Raw genomic sequence first — 13,193 nt, forward strand, 5'->3', positions numbered from 1 at the left:
AGACCGTGCTCGGCCTGGCATCCCTTGCCTTGCCAAGCCGTTTGCAAATCCGCCAGGACAAGGGATCTCAGGCCGAGCTTGGTGAGCGGGTGTCCTAATCTGCTCCGGAGATGCGCCGCTGGGTGCCCTGCTTCTGCCGGATTGCCGCCAGCCGGTCGCTGAGGTTGGTTGGAGCCGGCAGGCGGCCCGCCGCCGCGTCCATGGCGGCGGCGATATTCGGGTCGTCCTTCTCTGGCTGCGTGGGAGTCAGAAGTTTGGCCTTGGCGTTGGCGGCCTCCGCCTGTGCCAGGTCCCGGGCGGCAGCGTCCCGCATCGACTTCAGCGCCACGCTCAGGCCACTGGTGGCGCCGCTCAACCCCGCAGCCTGGCGCGCGGCCTCGGCACGGCGTTCCGCAGCCTGCCGCTGCGCATCCGCGCGCGTCATGTCCCGCTGTGCGCGCACCAGCTCTGAGCGCGCGGCTTTCAACTTGCTGCCGGCCTGCTCGTAGGTTTGCTGCAGCATGTTCAGGAAGTCCTGCGCATCGGCCGCATCCTGCTTCTCCCGCTCCACCTCGGGAGCCATCTCTTCCAGCATTATCAGAAGCGTGCTGAGCGAGCGTTCCAGCTCACCCTTCTGGGTCGGATCCGTCGCCGCCTCCGCGCGGCTCTGGAGCTGCTCGGCGGCGGCAAGGCGCTGCTGCGACAATGCCTGGATGGTGTCGGCCTCGCGCTTCTCCCGCTCGTAAGCCTGGCGTGCCTCGGCAACCTGCAGGCCCAGTTGGTCGAGGTGCTGCTCCATGGTCCGCAGCTCCGCCTCCGTGGCGGATTTCGGGTCCCAGCGGACGATGGCTTCCACGGCATTGTTGACGGCCTGGTCGGTCTTCACGCCGACGAGGTTCCGGATAAAGGCAAGCATGGCGATCTCCCTTCTGATTGTTCCGACTAGCCAGCCATGGCGCCGGCGTTGAGCAGCGCCACCGCGAGCTGCACGCCCACCAGCAACCAGGCGGCGGCGATATTGCCGGCCTCGATCATGCCGCGCAGGCCACGGATCAGCAGCGTGGCGGCGACAAAGGTCAGCAGCTGCAGAACCAGCGCCACCAGACCCCAAATGAGGATGTCGAGCGAGAAGCGGCTTGTCGCCAGCGTGGCCGCCAGGGGAATGGCGAGGGCCACCACGCTGCCCGCCAGCACGATGCCGCCGGCGGCATTGCCCGCGCGAACCAGCCGCATCTCATGAAACGGGGTGATGGCCATGTACACCGCCACACCCACGATCAGCAGCGCCAGGGTCAGTGCGAACTGCACCACGAGAACGGGCAGGCCTTCTTGCAGGGTGACGAGGATCACGTCCATGTTGTCGCTTCATCCTTCGCTGCGGTGGTTCAGGCCAGTGACAGGGAGGCTGGATTGATGTCCAGCCCGGCACGGATCTCAACCCAGGCCTGCCCGCTATCTTCGACAGCGGAGACCAGGATGTATTCCGTCTGGGGGGCAGGCATGGCGAGGCCCGTGGGTGCGGCATAAAGCATGCTCTGGCTGGCGATGGTCCGATGGCCAGAGGCTGAATCGACCTCTTCGACCAGTTGCCGCGGCTGCACGCGTGACTGGCCGGGCGACCAGGCCCGGGCATAAATCTTGCCATCCTTGGTCTGGAACTCGGGCCAGCCGATCATGCCTTCCCGCGGGTCCAGCCAGGCGCCCCACTCGGCTTCATCGGCCGGCGTGACCTCATCGAGCAACGCGAAGTAGCGGCATTCGTCCGGCTCGTTGTTCTCGCCGAGATGCAGTTGCAGCATGGCCCTGTCGCCCGGCAGGTACAGGCGCACCAGCCCGCCTGGTACGTCGCCGCCGATGCGGCCGACCTCCTCCACACTGATCATCTCGCCTGCACCGGGAGGGCTGGACAGATGCGTGGCCCCCGCTGCCAGCAGGAACGGCGTCGGGTCTATCGCCAGTGTCATCCCCACCCGGAAGCGGGATGGCACATAGCCTCCGCCGGACGTCTTGTGGCGCAGCATGTTGGCCCCGCTGGCCAGAGTTCCGCCCTGCCCCATTCCACCTGCTCCGCTTGGCTGGCTTCCGGCGGAACGCGGGCCGCTGCGGCGGCGCCAGGCCAGGACCGCCAGCAGGCCGCCCCCCAACACCACCACGCCGACCACCGAGGCGGGAAGGCCCTGACCGCCCTGCTCAACCGGCACCAAGCTGGGCGTGCGCCGGTCAGGTAGCTCGGCACCCTCGGCACCGGTGGCGACCTCCGCCGGCACATCGGGCGGCAGGTAGCTGGGGTCGCGCGGCTGGTCGCTTTTCTCAGCGATCCGCCGGTCGAGGTCCTCCAGCTGGGCACGCACCTCGGGGTCGCTCTGGGCGCGGCGCTCGGCTTCCTGCCGCCACTCCCGGTAGCCTGGGTCGTCCTGATGGTTCCGAAAGAAGTCGGAGTGGCCCGGGCGATTCAGCGTGCTGAACAGAAACCAGAGAAAGGCCGCGTCCCAGATGCCGAAGGAGCGCGGGCCACTGAGCACGGTGCCCGGGATGCGCCAGCCGCGGTCACGGTACCAGCCGCCGTAATTGGTGCCGGGCGCCGTGCGATACCCTCCGGCATAGCCGCCGCCCGGGAAGCCGGAACCACCACCCCGGGGATCTCTCGAGGGCGCCGGGGATGGGATGGGTGCCGGGCGTGCCGCGCGCTCGGCGGCGGCCTGGTTCTCCCGCATCCTGCGCAGGGCATCGGCCGCCTGGGCACGGTTGTAGCTGCGGTCGCCGGCCGAGGCCCCGCCGCCGTAGGGTGTGCTCGTGCCGCCGGAACGTGGCAGCGCATAGCCCCCGGAAGAGGGGGTACGCGGCCGGGCATAACTGCCGGAGCCACCCACGGACGGCGTGCGGAAGGAACCGCCGGGGCGGGAATAGCCGCCGCTGGAGCGGGGCCGCGCCTCCGCGGGCGCGCTGAAGCCCGCCACGCCGGCAGATAAAGCCCCAGCCGACAGGGCCAGTGTCACCGGCAGCGACGAGGTGCTCCCCGGCCCTTGCAGCAGCAGCAGGCTTAGCAGGCCTACCGGCAGACGTGCGCTCATCCCGACAGGGCTCCTAGCCATTCATGGGCTGCTGTTGGCCGCGCCACCGGTCTTGCCGGCCGTGCACGGTCAATCTTCCGGCGGAATGGCCTTCTTCACATCCTCATTTATTCCGGAAATGGCGTGACGCATGGCCGCCATCAGGCGGGCCGCTTCCAGCGCACTCAGGACCAGGAAAGGTGCGTCTCTTTCTTCCTTCATCTCAATAACAACAAAGCCGTCACGGTTGGCGAAAGCTCTGAGTTCCCCGTGAAAAGGATCGTCATGCGGGTGTACAATCTCAGCCATGGCTGCCTCCTTGCAGCCAAACGCCCACAGTCCCTCACAGTTTTCCAGCCTAACAATGCTTACATGCCTCTTTGCAAGCCCGATCGGCACGATGATCTTCACATCGCGTGCCAGATGAGCGGCAGGGTGGCAACGGATACTCACTGCGGTCGCCGCGATCTGGCCGGCCGTTTCTTTTCTGACCCAGAGATGGCCCGCGGATGGAAGCCTGTCGTTGGGTACTTCCCCTGCCCTGGCGCTCCCGCCGCCGGAACAGCAAGATGGCCGACATCTGACGGTGCGCGGGAGAAAGCTATGGTCATCGAGACACGCAGGTTCGGTCCGAATGGGATGTCCACATCGCTGCTCGGCTTTGGCTGCGGCGGGGTCGGGGGCCTGATGGTTCGCGGTGCGGTCGCGGACCAGGAGCGTGCCATCGCCCGTGCGCTCGAAGCCGGCATCAACTACTTCGACACTGCCGTGCAGTACGGCAACGGCGCCTCGGAACAGAACCTGGGTAACGCCCTGCGGCGGCTCAAGGCCAAGGATGTCCTGGTCGGTACCAAGGTCCGGCTGCGGTCGGACGAGTTCGGCAACATCGCCGCCGCTGTGACGGCATCCCTGGAGGGCAGCCTGCGGCGCTTGCAGCGGGATCAGGCGGACATCTTCTACCTCCACAACGAAGTCACCCTGCACGGCGGCGGCGAGAACCTGAGCGTGAGCCAGGTGCTGGAGGAGGTAGTGCCCGCCTTCCAGGCGCTTCAGGCCGCCGGCAAGCTGCGGCTGCCCGGCTGGACGGCAGTCGGGGAAACCGAGGCCTTGCACCGGATCGTCGACGCCGGGTTCTTCGGCGCGGCGCAGGTCATCTATAATATGCTGAACCCCTCGGCTGGCGCCGCCTTGCCCGCGGGCTACCCGGCGCAGGATTACGGGCGGTTGCTTGACCGCATGCGGGAGGCAGGCATGGGCGCGGTCGGCATCCGTGTCCTGGCCGGAGGGGCCCTGAGCGGCTCCACCCAGCGCCATCCCGTCGCCAGCCCGCCACCGGAGCCGATGGGTTCGGGACGTTCCTATGAGGACGATCTGAGCCGTGCTGCCCGGCTGATGCCGCTGGTGGAGGAAGGCTTCGCCGCCTCTCTGCCGGAAGCCGCCATTCGCTTCGTGATCAGCCACCCCGCGATGGGGACGGTCCTGGTCGGCATGGCCAGCGTGGAGGAATTCGAGACAGCGCTGGAGGCCGTGCTGAAGGGCCCCTTGCCGCGGGAGGCACTCCAGCGCGTGGCCGAACTCACCGCTGGCTTTCCTGGCGAAGGCCACTAAGCCAGGGAAGCAGGCTTCAGGCGGCCTGCCAGGCGGGTGGAAACGCCGCCACACCCAACGCGGCGGCATAGGTGCCCGGCACCCAGCGGTTGGCGACGTAGTTTCCCGGCGGCCCGCCCTTCGGTAGAAGGCGGCCATGGACAACAGCATGGCGGCCCAGCCCTACAGCAAGCTCAAGGGCGACCCCTATCGGGCCTATGAGGAACTGCCGGGAGAGGTGCGCCGTGCCTTGCAGGAAGCCCTGGTGGACTGGTGTCCCCTGCGCATCCGCGAATGGCATCAGCACCTGCTGCAGCGGCAGCGTCTGCGGCCGGCTCAGGCGGCCTCCTATCTGGTCCAGACCATCCGCAGCCAGGATCACGCCGAGGTCGCCGCCTTCGCGAAGACATGGTCGAGCGGCGCCCAGGCCTATCCTCACCTTGCCGCTGGCGCGACGCTGCAGCGTTACGTGGGGGCAGACGGCATTCCCGCCGCTGAGCCCCTTCGCCTCCCTCCGGCGAAGGCGCAGCCCAAAGCGCGGGTGAAGCGCCCGAAAGGCAGCCGCCGCCGTCGGCGTTGAGGGCGGGGCCACAGCCATCCGGTCGTCCCGCGGGCGCCGCGGCCTGGGTCGTCGATCTCTTCGTGACGGGTGGCTTTAGTCCAAGGACATACAGGCTGGGACGCGGATCGCCACAGGAACCGCAGCGTAACATGTGGGAAGAGGCGCGCTGCGCTGACTGAGCCGCTCACTAAGGCTGCAATGCCTCAGAGGAGCCATGGGTGCCGGCCACGGACAGAAGACCGGATCTGGTGACGCGGCACCACAACGGGACTGCTGCCAAGGAACCATTACGGGCTGGCCCCAAGGCTGCCTGCTCACCTCCCCGCACCAGCGCCGTCTGGAGGCTGCGCGCCGCTCATTCCAGCCTGACGCCGGTGGTCTCCACCACCTTCTTCCAGCGTTCCACATCTGCGGCGATCTGGCGGGCGAAGACTTCCGGCCGGTCGGCTACCGGCTTGGCGCCGGCCGCCGCGAACTGCTCCTGCACGCCGGGCTTGCGCACGGCTTGCACGACGGCGGCCTGGATACGCTCCACGATGGCGGCGGGCGTGCCAGCCGGTGCCAGCAGGCCGAACCAGCCGGAGACCTCGTATTCCGGCACCCCGCTCTCAGCCACGGTCGGCAGGTCCGGCGTGCCGGGCCAGCGCTCCGGCGTGGTGACAGCCAGCGCGCGTACGTCGCCCGACTGGATCATGCCCATGGAAGACGGCAGGTTGTCGAAGCCGACCTGGATGGTGCCCGCGACCAGGTCGGTCAGCATGGGCGCGGCGCCCTTGTAGGGCACATGGGTCATCCGGGTGCCGGTCATCGCCTGCAACAGCTCGGCGCTCATGTGGGGCGAGCCGCCGGGGCTCGTGGAACCATAGTTCAGCTTGCCCGGATCGGCCTTGGCCAGAGCCAGCAGCTCGGCCAGGCTGCGGACCGGCAGCTTCGCGTTGACGATGACGACGTTGGGCGTGCTGGCTACCACGGTGATCGGCGCGAAATCCTTCACCGCGTCATAGGGAAGGTTGGCCTGCAGGGCCGAGTTGATGCCATGCGAATTGGCGGTGCCCATCAGCAGCGTGTAGCCATCGGGCGCCGATTTCGCCACGGCGGATGCCCCGATGGCACCGCTGGCACCGGCACGGTTATCCACCACGAAGGGCCGGCCAAGCTGCTCGCTCAACTGCTGCGCGATGATGCGCGCGACGATGTCCGTGGTGCCGCCCGGCGGATAGGGCACGATGATGCGCACCGGCCGGGAGGGATAGGGCTCCGTGGCGTGGCCCTGCCCCACCCCCACCGGCAGGAGGAGGCCCATGGCCCCGAGCGCCCGGCCGAGGAAGCGGCGCCTGTTCAATGGCATGCTTGGCATGAGGACGTTTCCGTTCTTGTTCTTTAAACGCATCCGCCTGCGCCACCGCGGGGTGCGGCGGCGCAGGTCTCCGGGCGTGGCGGCGGGCATGTTCCTGCCCTTCCGCCCATGCTGTCGCGGTTCAGGCGGCTTCGTATTGCCGCAGGCGCGGCACCAGCTCCTCCGGCACCTCGATGAGGAAGCCCAGGACGGCGGCGGAAAGTGCCTTGCCGTAGTTGTCCAGGGCCAGGCTGCGGGACACGCCGCCGCCAAGCGCCCCATGCGCCACGAAGTTCAGCGCCTCGATATTGTCGACCTCGTAGCGCAGCACGGGGCCTGTCACGGCGGCGCCGTAGAAGGCCTTGAAGCGATCCGCGGTCAGTTGCTGCTTCAGCAGCGGGTAGAATTCCGGCTCATAGGCGAAGACGGAGATGTTGGAGGTATTGCCCTTGTCGCCTGAACGGGCATGGGCCAGGTGCTGGAGCTTCACGCTCGGCATGGTCGTGCTCCTCAGCTCTGGAAATAGGTGATGGCGGGATGCACCGCCTCGCGCGGCACCAGGCTGGACCAGACACCGATCACCTCGCGCACCCGGTCCTGGTGCGGCACGCGCTTGCCGGTATGGGCAATGCCGGACACGGCCATGCCGTCCACCTCCCGCCCCACCTTGGCCGCCTCCGCCCGTGTGCTGGTCCGGGCGGCGACGCGAACCGCGATCTCGTAGGGCTCGGGCGCGTCGGCCGGCGTGGCGGCGCCATGCACCGCGTTCAGCCCGAGGAAGTCGATGCGGATCTCCTCCGCCTTCAGCCCCACGATCTTGAAGCGCTCCTGCAGGATGGTCTTCGCCAGTTGCGCGCGCCGCAGCGCGCCCGGACCTGCGTAGAAGAACATGTCCTCGCCGATGAAGCCTTCCGTGCAGCCCATGGAAACCTTCAGCGTCGGCGTGCGCGGCTTGCCCGTCAGGCCGGTGACGCGCACCCGGTCCTTCCCCGCCTGCTCCAGCCGCGCCTGCGTGAAATCCACCACCACGTCGGGGGTGATGTAGTTGGCCGGGTCGTGCACCTCGTAGAGCATCTGCTCCTTCACCGTCTGCAGGGTCACGGCGCCGCCGGTGCCCGGCGTCTTGGTGATGACGACGCTGCCATCCGCCTCCACCTCGGCGATGGGGAAGCCGAAGTTCCAGGGCTCCGGCACGTCTTTGAAACCCGGGTCGGTGAAGTAGCCGCCTGTGACCTGCGCGCCGCATTCCATCAGGTGCCCGATGCCGTTGCCGGCGCCGAGCTTCTCGTAGTCCTCCGCCGTCCAGCCGAACTCGAACATCATCGGCGCCAGGAAGAGCGACGGGTCGGCGACACGGCCGGTGATCACGATCTGCGCGCCGCCGCGCAGCGCCTCGACGATCGGCTCGGCACCCAGATAGGCTTCGGCCGAGATCAGGCTGTTGCTCAAGCTGCGCGTCGGCGCGTCGTTCTCCAGGATGGTGTCCGTCAGTTCCAGCACCCTGTCGGTGATCAGGCTGCCATTGACGGCCGCAACCTTGATGCCGGGATGGCCCATCTCCCGCAGCATCTCCACCACACGCGCTGCGGCGCCGTCCGGATTGATCCAGCCCTGGTTGGAGATGATGCGGGTGCCGCGGGCCAGCACCGCCGGCAGCACCGCCCGCATCCGGTCCTCCAGATAGGTGTCGTATCCAGGGAAATCCGGATCGCGGCGCGAGCGCACCTGCGCGGCCGATACGGTCGCTTCCGCCATGGTCTCGAAGCAAAGGTAGTCCAGGTCACCACGCTCGGCGTTGAGGCGGGCAGGCTCGACGCGGTCACCCCACCAGGCGGACCCGGAGCCTATCCTGATCGACTTGCTCATGAGCGTTCCATCCAAGGTTCTTGTTCTCGATTGCCGTTATTCTTCACCCGTGCTGCCATGGCGCAATGCCAAGCTTGTCACAGCGGCTGTGAAGCAGGTTCACAGTCGCGCAAGCCAAGGGGGGAGGCCATGGACAAGTTCAGCGAGATGACGGTCTTCCTTCAGGTGGTGCAGGCTGGCAATTTCTCGGCGGCCGGCCGCAAGCTCGGCCTGTCGCCCTCGGCGGTCAGCAAGCTTGTTTCCCGGCTGGAGGAACGCCTTCAGGTGCGTCTGTTCGAGCGCGTGGCGGGAACCATCCGGCTGACGCAGGAGGGCCAGGCCTTCCGTGTCGCAAGCGAGCGCGTGGTGGATGCCATGGAAGAGGCTGAGGATGCCGTCACCGCCACCAGCGGCGAGATCTCCGGCCTGGTGCGCATCCACACCGCGCTCACCACGGCCAAGTACATCATTGCCCCCCAGTTGCCCGCGCTGATGGAGCGGCACCCGAAGCTGCGGCTCGAATTCGTGCTGGGCACTGAGCGGGCGGACTTCGTGCGCCAGGGCCTCGACGTGGCGGTGCATAGCGGCCGGCCGACGGAGCTGTCGCTGATCGGGCGGCCCCTGAGGCGCCGCCCCTGGAGCATCGCCGCCGCCCCGCAGTACCTGGCGCGCCACGGTACGCCGCAGCGGCCGGACGACCTGCTGGAGCATCGCTGCCTCAACTTCACCATCCGGACGCTCTGGAACTCCTGGACCTTTCACGAGGACGACGCGATCAAGTTCATCGACATCCCCAGCTTCATCGGCGCCGACCAGGGCGAGCTGCTGCGCACCCTGGCGCTGGTGGGCCTCGGTGTGGTCCGGCTGGCGGAATTCCACATCGCCGAGGACCTGAAGCGCGGCACCCTGGTCCCGCTGCTGAAGGACTTCCAGGAGCGGACGGATGATGACCGCTTCTACCTGCTGTATCCGCGCGGGCGCGTGCAGGCGCCGCGCGTGAAGGCCGTGATCGACTTCCTGCACCGCCAGCTACGGTGAGGAAGGGCTGACACTCCCTGGGCAGATGGCGGGTCCGGCCTTCGCGGCCGGCATCTTCCCCGGCCCATCCGCTGGTGGACACGCGGCGGCGAGGCCCGCCCATGAGGCCTGGCCATCCAGCAGACCATAAGGTTTGCACCCGGGCGGCTGGCTCGCGCTGCCGCGCGGGCGCATCCTAGATCGGCACTGCGCCTTCCGGCGATGCGCGAAGGGCCTCCAGGCTTCCGGCCGCGCCGAAGATGCCCCAGTTGCTTTCCGGCACCTCCCGAATGCAGACATAGGCTGGAATCCGGCCCTCGATGCCTGCATGGCGGCCGAGGATCTCGGTCGCGCCCGCGATCAGCGCCTGCTTGCCCTGGCTGTCCAGCCCGCCTTCCAGAACATAGACCAGCAGGCTCATGACCTTGGCCGAAGTCTGCTGGCCACCGCTGAAGACCATCCCCGCGGGATAGTCGCTGAAGTAGAGCCAGACCGCGCTCCGTACAAAGGCGGTTGCCGGAATGGCCTCGCATCGCAAGCCAAGCTCGGTCAGTTCCGAGGCGACCTGCGTCCGGGCGTCGAGATCGAACGTGCCTTCCGGCGCGTGGATGAACATTTTGGGCATCGGCATTTCCTCCCGCATACTGGCAGCCGCCGCCCGTCTAGGTGGTGGCTGCCTGTTTCCGTCTGCGCGGCGGTCAGATGCCCTGGCCGCCAGACACCTCGATGCGCTGCGCATTGACCCAACGGTTGTCGGGGCCGAGCAGGCTGGCGATCATCGGGCCGATATCGTCGGCCACCCCGACGCGCCCCAGCGCGGTGATGTCCGCGAAGAACTTGTTGAACTCTGGGGTGTCCCGCACCGCGCCGCCGAAGAAGTCGGTTTCGATGGCGCCGGGCGCCACGGTGTTGACCGCGATGCCGCGCGCGCCAAGTTCCTTGGCCATATAGAGAGACAGCACCTCCACCGCGCCCTTCACCGCCGAGTAGGCGGCCCAGCCCGGCGCCGAAACCCGCGTCAGTCCGGAGGACAGGTTGACGATACGGCCGCCATCGGCCAGCAGCGGCAGCAGCGCCTGGGTGAGAAAGAACACGCCCTTGAAATGCACGTCGACCAGCCGATCGAACTGCGCCTCGGTCGTATCCGCGATCAGCGCGTAATCGCCGTGCCCGGCGTTGTTGACCAGGTGGTCGAAGGTGTGGCGCCCCCAGGTTTCGCCCAGTGCCGCCCGCAACGCGGTGGCGAAAGCCGGAAAGGCGGCGGCATCGCCGACGTCGAGCTGCAGGGCGATCGCCTTGCGTCCCATGGCGGCGATCTCGGCGACGGCTGCCTGGGCTTCCCCGGCCCGGCTCTGGTAGGTGATGATGACGTCGCCGCCGCGGGCGGCGATGCTGCGCGCCGTGTTGCGGCCAAGGCCGCGGCTGGCACCGGTAACGAGGGAGATGGTGGTCATGGCTGAACCCCTGGTGAATTCCGCCGCCATCATCGGCCTGGGCCCGGCTGCCGTCCTTACCGGAACCTGGGGCTTGCTTGCCTGATTCTCCAAAGCTGGTGCGGCCGCGGCCTGCCGCCGCTAGGGTGGCGCCATGAGCAGCCTCCTTGACCTGGTCCGGCGCCACGGAAAGGCGCATGCCGATGGCTATGGCATTGCCCGCAGTGACATCCAGGGCCTGAGCACCGTCCACGCGACGGCGCCCAGCGAACTGGTGCACGACATCTCCCGCCCGCTCGCCTGCCTGGTGGTGCAGGGCGGCAAGCGCGTCACCATGGGAACGCGGGATTTCAACTTTGGGGCGGGAGACTTGCTGCTGATCACGGCCGATGTGCCCACTGTCAGCCAGGTGACCCGGGCGAGCACGGCCGAGCCATACCTGTCGCTGGTGGTCGAACTGAACCCCGGCATCATCGCCGATCTGAGCCTGCAGATGGACGGGACCGCCGCAACCGATGCTGACGCGGTGCGGGTCGAACCGACCGAGGTTGAGGTGGCGGAGGCGGCGACCCGGCTCATGCGTCTGCTTGACCGCCCGGCGGCCTTGCCGGTGCTGCAGGCATCCCTGATGCGCGAGCTGCACTACTGGCTCCTCGCCGGACGGCATGGGGCGGCGGTGCGGCGGATCGGCTGGCCAGGGGGGCATGTGGAGCGCGTCTCGCGTGCCGTGGCGGTGCTGCGCACCCGCTTCGCGGAGCCGCTGCCGGTCGAGAGCCTGGCGGCCGTCGCGGGGATGAGTCCATCCTCCTTCCATCAGCACTTTCGCAGCGTGACCTCGCTTTCGCCCCTCCAGTTCCAGAAGCAGTTGCGGCTGATAGAGGCGCGGCGCCTGATGCAAGGAGAAGGCCGCTCGGCCAGCAGCGCGGCCTTTGCTGTTGGCTACGAGAGCGTACCCCAGTTCACGCGCGAGTACGGCAGGCTGTTCGGCTTGCCTCCGGCACGAGACGCGGAAGCGGCGCGGCGGTCTGCCGAAACGCCGACATGACACCAGGGCCGCCGCATGCTCGACCTGGTGTTGTGCGGTTCCCAAACCAGTTCGCTGAGGTGGGGCGCATCCGGCAGCAGCGGGTAAGGCGCCCTCGCCTGTTGTCTCACCTCAGGCCGCAAGAGCAGAGGGCCGCTGAGTCCTGCTCGAAGGAACGATAATGCTCGGGCTACTCGCCCACTGCGCCGTAGCCGAGAAGATGCCGGCTCGGCTGTTCTCCTTAGTAACCATCGGGCAGTTGGCTTTCCCGCAGCACAGGATGGTCCCTGCCGTCGCGGAGCGCCTGCTCTGACGACGGCGCCAAATCTTCGGGCCCTTTTATTAGGATCGCAAACGAAGTCTACGACATCCTTCGTCCAGTCGCAGTGCTGGTATAGAGATGTATTGATTCTGCTCTTCGGGTGCCCGGGATTTTGGAGGTAGCGCCTGGCTGCTGACGGCCAGGAGCACCGTCTTGAGCAGCGGCGTCCAGGACGAGTGCGGCAATCTCCTGCGGGGGAGATAAGCGAAACATGGCTGGCTTAAAGTCCATGATACGGGCGCCCACGAGAGCCGCCATATGGCGCTGCAGATCGGGATCGATCGTCCGGCCTTCAGTGGAGACAGCAAAGAAGCTCGGCTTGCCAGCCATGCCGCCTGGCTCGTGTCCAGTCAGAAGAGCTCTCTTGAATGGCTGCTGCACGGAATAGAGCGCCCTCCGCGGCAACTGTGGTCCGGCGGCATGAACTGCGGAGGAGGCTGGCAACCGCAGCGTTAACCGCCCCGATTCAAGCCTGTGTCCTCGCGACCTGGATCAGCTTGCCGATCGCGCTTTCCAGGCAGGCGGACTCGTCGTCTGTCAGCACAGCGCGGAAGGCCGCGTCGCGTTCGCTGGCGGCGCGCATCAGGCCCTGGAAAACAGTTTTGCCAGCGGGGGTCAGACTCAGCGCCAGTTCCCGCGCATCGGAGGCTGTGCCACGCTTCACCAGGCCACGCTGCACCAGCCCGCTGACCACGCGGCTGGCCAGGCCTTTGTCCAAGCCACTCTGACGCGCCAGATCCTTCAGCGTCATGGGGGCGAAGTCACCCAGCAACGCGATCGTGCGCCACTCCATGAGGCTGACATCGAACTCCCGCCGGTAGCGCGCGGCCGCGCCACGGCTCAGCGCGTTGGCAAGCTGATGGATGCGGTAGGACAGCAGGTCCTTGATGGTCAGCGCAGCTTTGGCCTGGGCTGCAGTGCGGGATGCAGGCATGTGTGCATTCTAAGCGGGAAGCACGACTTGTCCTAGGCCGCCGCCGGCCCGCGCGCAGATAGTTGACACTATCAACGAAACGGCGCTAGCTGGCCCGCGACAAC

At 67.6% G+C, this 13,193-nt stretch carries 14 protein-coding genes; 4 read left to right on the forward strand and 10 right to left on the reverse strand.

Going from position 1 to position 13,193, the window contains the following annotated elements; translation table 11 throughout:
* Positions 1-94 precede the first annotated feature (94 nt).
* From EBE87_RS18190 to EBE87_RS28675, 4 genes are all read right to left on the reverse strand, one after another.
* Positions 95-895 (reverse strand): hypothetical protein, encoded by an 801-nt coding sequence (locus EBE87_RS18190; RefSeq protein WP_120636602.1) that lies wholly within the window; start codon positions 893-895, stop codon positions 95-97.
* Between the two features lie 26 nt (positions 896-921).
* The gene (locus tag EBE87_RS18195; RefSeq protein WP_120636601.1) at positions 922-1,335 is read right to left on the reverse strand and encodes a DUF350 domain-containing protein; all 414 of its coding nucleotides are present in this window, start codon (positions 1,333-1,335) and stop codon (positions 922-924) included.
* Between the two features lie 29 nt (positions 1,336-1,364).
* On the reverse strand, positions 1,365-3,050 hold the full coding sequence (locus tag EBE87_RS18200) for a DUF2491 family protein (protein WP_158600797.1): 1,686 nt from the start codon (positions 3,048-3,050) through the stop codon (positions 1,365-1,367).
* Between the two features lie 69 nt (positions 3,051-3,119).
* A complete protein-coding gene (locus tag EBE87_RS28675; protein WP_147425933.1) occupies positions 3,120-3,338 on the reverse strand; it encodes a hypothetical protein in 219 nt (72 codons plus the stop codon).
* 330 nt (positions 3,339-3,668) lie between these two features.
* On the opposite strand from EBE87_RS28675, the gene EBE87_RS18205 reads away from it, so the two are divergent.
* A complete protein-coding gene (locus EBE87_RS18205; protein WP_158600796.1) occupies positions 3,669-4,637 on the forward strand; it encodes an aldo/keto reductase in 969 nt (322 codons plus the stop codon).
* A gap of 136 nt (positions 4,638-4,773) precedes the next feature.
* The gene (locus tag EBE87_RS18210) at positions 4,774-5,196 is read left to right on the forward strand and encodes a DUF6525 family protein (RefSeq protein WP_120636598.1); all 423 of its coding nucleotides are present in this window, start codon (positions 4,774-4,776) and stop codon (positions 5,194-5,196) included.
* Positions 5,197-5,533: 337 nt separating this feature from the next.
* On the opposite strand, the gene EBE87_RS18215 is transcribed toward EBE87_RS18210, so the two are convergent.
* The 3 genes from EBE87_RS18215 to EBE87_RS18225 all read right to left on the reverse strand — a co-directional run bounded on the left by EBE87_RS18215 (position 5,534) and on the right by EBE87_RS18225 (position 8,380).
* Positions 5,534-6,481, reverse strand: a complete 948-nt coding sequence (locus tag EBE87_RS18215) for a Bug family tripartite tricarboxylate transporter substrate binding protein (protein WP_199707069.1) — start codon at positions 6,479-6,481, stop codon at positions 5,534-5,536.
* A gap of 175 nt (positions 6,482-6,656) precedes the next feature.
* The gene (locus tag EBE87_RS18220) at positions 6,657-7,013 is read right to left on the reverse strand and encodes an AtuA-related protein (protein WP_120636596.1); all 357 of its coding nucleotides are present in this window, start codon (positions 7,011-7,013) and stop codon (positions 6,657-6,659) included.
* Positions 7,014-7,024: 11 nt separating this feature from the next.
* On the reverse strand, positions 7,025-8,380 hold the full coding sequence (locus tag EBE87_RS18225; RefSeq protein ID WP_120636595.1) for an acyclic terpene utilization AtuA family protein: 1,356 nt from the start codon (positions 8,378-8,380) through the stop codon (positions 7,025-7,027).
* Positions 8,381-8,509: 129 nt separating this feature from the next.
* Here EBE87_RS18225 and EBE87_RS18230 point away from each other — a divergent pair, with 129 nt between their 5' ends.
* A complete protein-coding gene (locus EBE87_RS18230) occupies positions 8,510-9,397 on the forward strand; it encodes a LysR family transcriptional regulator (protein WP_120636594.1) in 888 nt (295 codons plus the stop codon).
* Positions 9,398-9,572: 175 nt separating this feature from the next.
* On the opposite strand, the gene EBE87_RS18235 is transcribed toward EBE87_RS18230, so the two are convergent.
* Complete coding sequence (locus EBE87_RS18235) at positions 9,573-10,019, reverse strand: tautomerase family protein (RefSeq protein WP_199707066.1); 447 nt, start codon at positions 10,017-10,019, stop codon at positions 9,573-9,575.
* Between the two features lie 55 nt (positions 10,020-10,074).
* The gene (locus EBE87_RS18240; protein WP_120636592.1) at positions 10,075-10,830 is read right to left on the reverse strand and encodes an SDR family NAD(P)-dependent oxidoreductase; all 756 of its coding nucleotides are present in this window, start codon (positions 10,828-10,830) and stop codon (positions 10,075-10,077) included.
* 133 nt (positions 10,831-10,963) lie between these two features.
* On the opposite strand from EBE87_RS18240, the gene EBE87_RS18245 reads away from it, so the two are divergent.
* Positions 10,964-11,854 (forward strand): AraC family transcriptional regulator, encoded by an 891-nt coding sequence (locus tag EBE87_RS18245; RefSeq protein WP_120636591.1) that lies wholly within the window; start codon positions 10,964-10,966, stop codon positions 11,852-11,854.
* 767 nt (positions 11,855-12,621) lie between these two features.
* On the opposite strand, the gene EBE87_RS18250 is transcribed toward EBE87_RS18245, so the two are convergent.
* Positions 12,622-13,089 carry a MarR family winged helix-turn-helix transcriptional regulator gene (locus EBE87_RS18250; RefSeq protein WP_120636590.1) on the reverse strand — a complete coding sequence of 156 codons (468 nt, stop codon included), beginning with the start codon at positions 13,087-13,089 and terminating at the stop codon, positions 12,622-12,624.
* Between the last annotated feature and the right edge of the window lie 104 nt (positions 13,090-13,193).

This window comes from Teichococcus wenyumeiae, assembly GCF_003696345.1.
GTDB lineage: Bacteria > Pseudomonadota > Alphaproteobacteria > Acetobacterales > Acetobacteraceae > Pseudoroseomonas > Pseudoroseomonas wenyumeiae.

Coding starts and splice junctions, on each gene's coding strand:
- EBE87_RS18190 (WP_120636602.1), bottom strand. CDS start 895: ATGCTTGCCTTTATCCGGAACCTCGTCGGCGTGAAGACCGACCAGGCC.
- EBE87_RS18195 (WP_120636601.1), bottom strand. CDS start 1,335: ATGGACGTGATCCTCGTCACCCTGCAAGAAGGCCTGCCCGTTCTCGTG.
- EBE87_RS18200 (WP_158600797.1), bottom strand. CDS start 3,050: ATGAGCGCACGTCTGCCGGTAGGCCTGCTAAGCCTGCTGCTGCTGCAA.
- EBE87_RS28675 (WP_147425933.1), bottom strand. CDS start 3,338: ATGGCTGAGATTGTACACCCGCATGACGATCCTTTTCACGGGGAACTC.
- EBE87_RS18205 (WP_158600796.1), top strand. CDS start 3,669: ATGTCCACATCGCTGCTCGGCTTTGGCTGCGGCGGGGTCGGGGGCCTG.
- EBE87_RS18210 (WP_120636598.1), top strand. CDS start 4,774: ATGGACAACAGCATGGCGGCCCAGCCCTACAGCAAGCTCAAGGGCGAC.
- EBE87_RS18215 (WP_199707069.1), bottom strand. CDS start 6,481: ATGGGCCTCCTCCTGCCGGTGGGGGTGGGGCAGGGCCACGCCACGGAG.
- EBE87_RS18220 (WP_120636596.1), bottom strand. CDS start 7,013: ATGCCGAGCGTGAAGCTCCAGCACCTGGCCCATGCCCGTTCAGGCGAC.
- EBE87_RS18225 (WP_120636595.1), bottom strand. CDS start 8,380: ATGAGCAAGTCGATCAGGATAGGCTCCGGGTCCGCCTGGTGGGGTGAC.
- EBE87_RS18230 (WP_120636594.1), top strand. CDS start 8,510: ATGGACAAGTTCAGCGAGATGACGGTCTTCCTTCAGGTGGTGCAGGCT.
- EBE87_RS18235 (WP_199707066.1), bottom strand. CDS start 10,019: ATGCGGGAGGAAATGCCGATGCCCAAAATGTTCATCCACGCGCCGGAA.
- EBE87_RS18240 (WP_120636592.1), bottom strand. CDS start 10,830: ATGACCACCATCTCCCTCGTTACCGGTGCCAGCCGCGGCCTTGGCCGC.
- EBE87_RS18245 (WP_120636591.1), top strand. CDS start 10,964: ATGAGCAGCCTCCTTGACCTGGTCCGGCGCCACGGAAAGGCGCATGCC.
- EBE87_RS18250 (WP_120636590.1), bottom strand. CDS start 13,089: ATGCCTGCATCCCGCACTGCAGCCCAGGCCAAAGCTGCGCTGACCATC.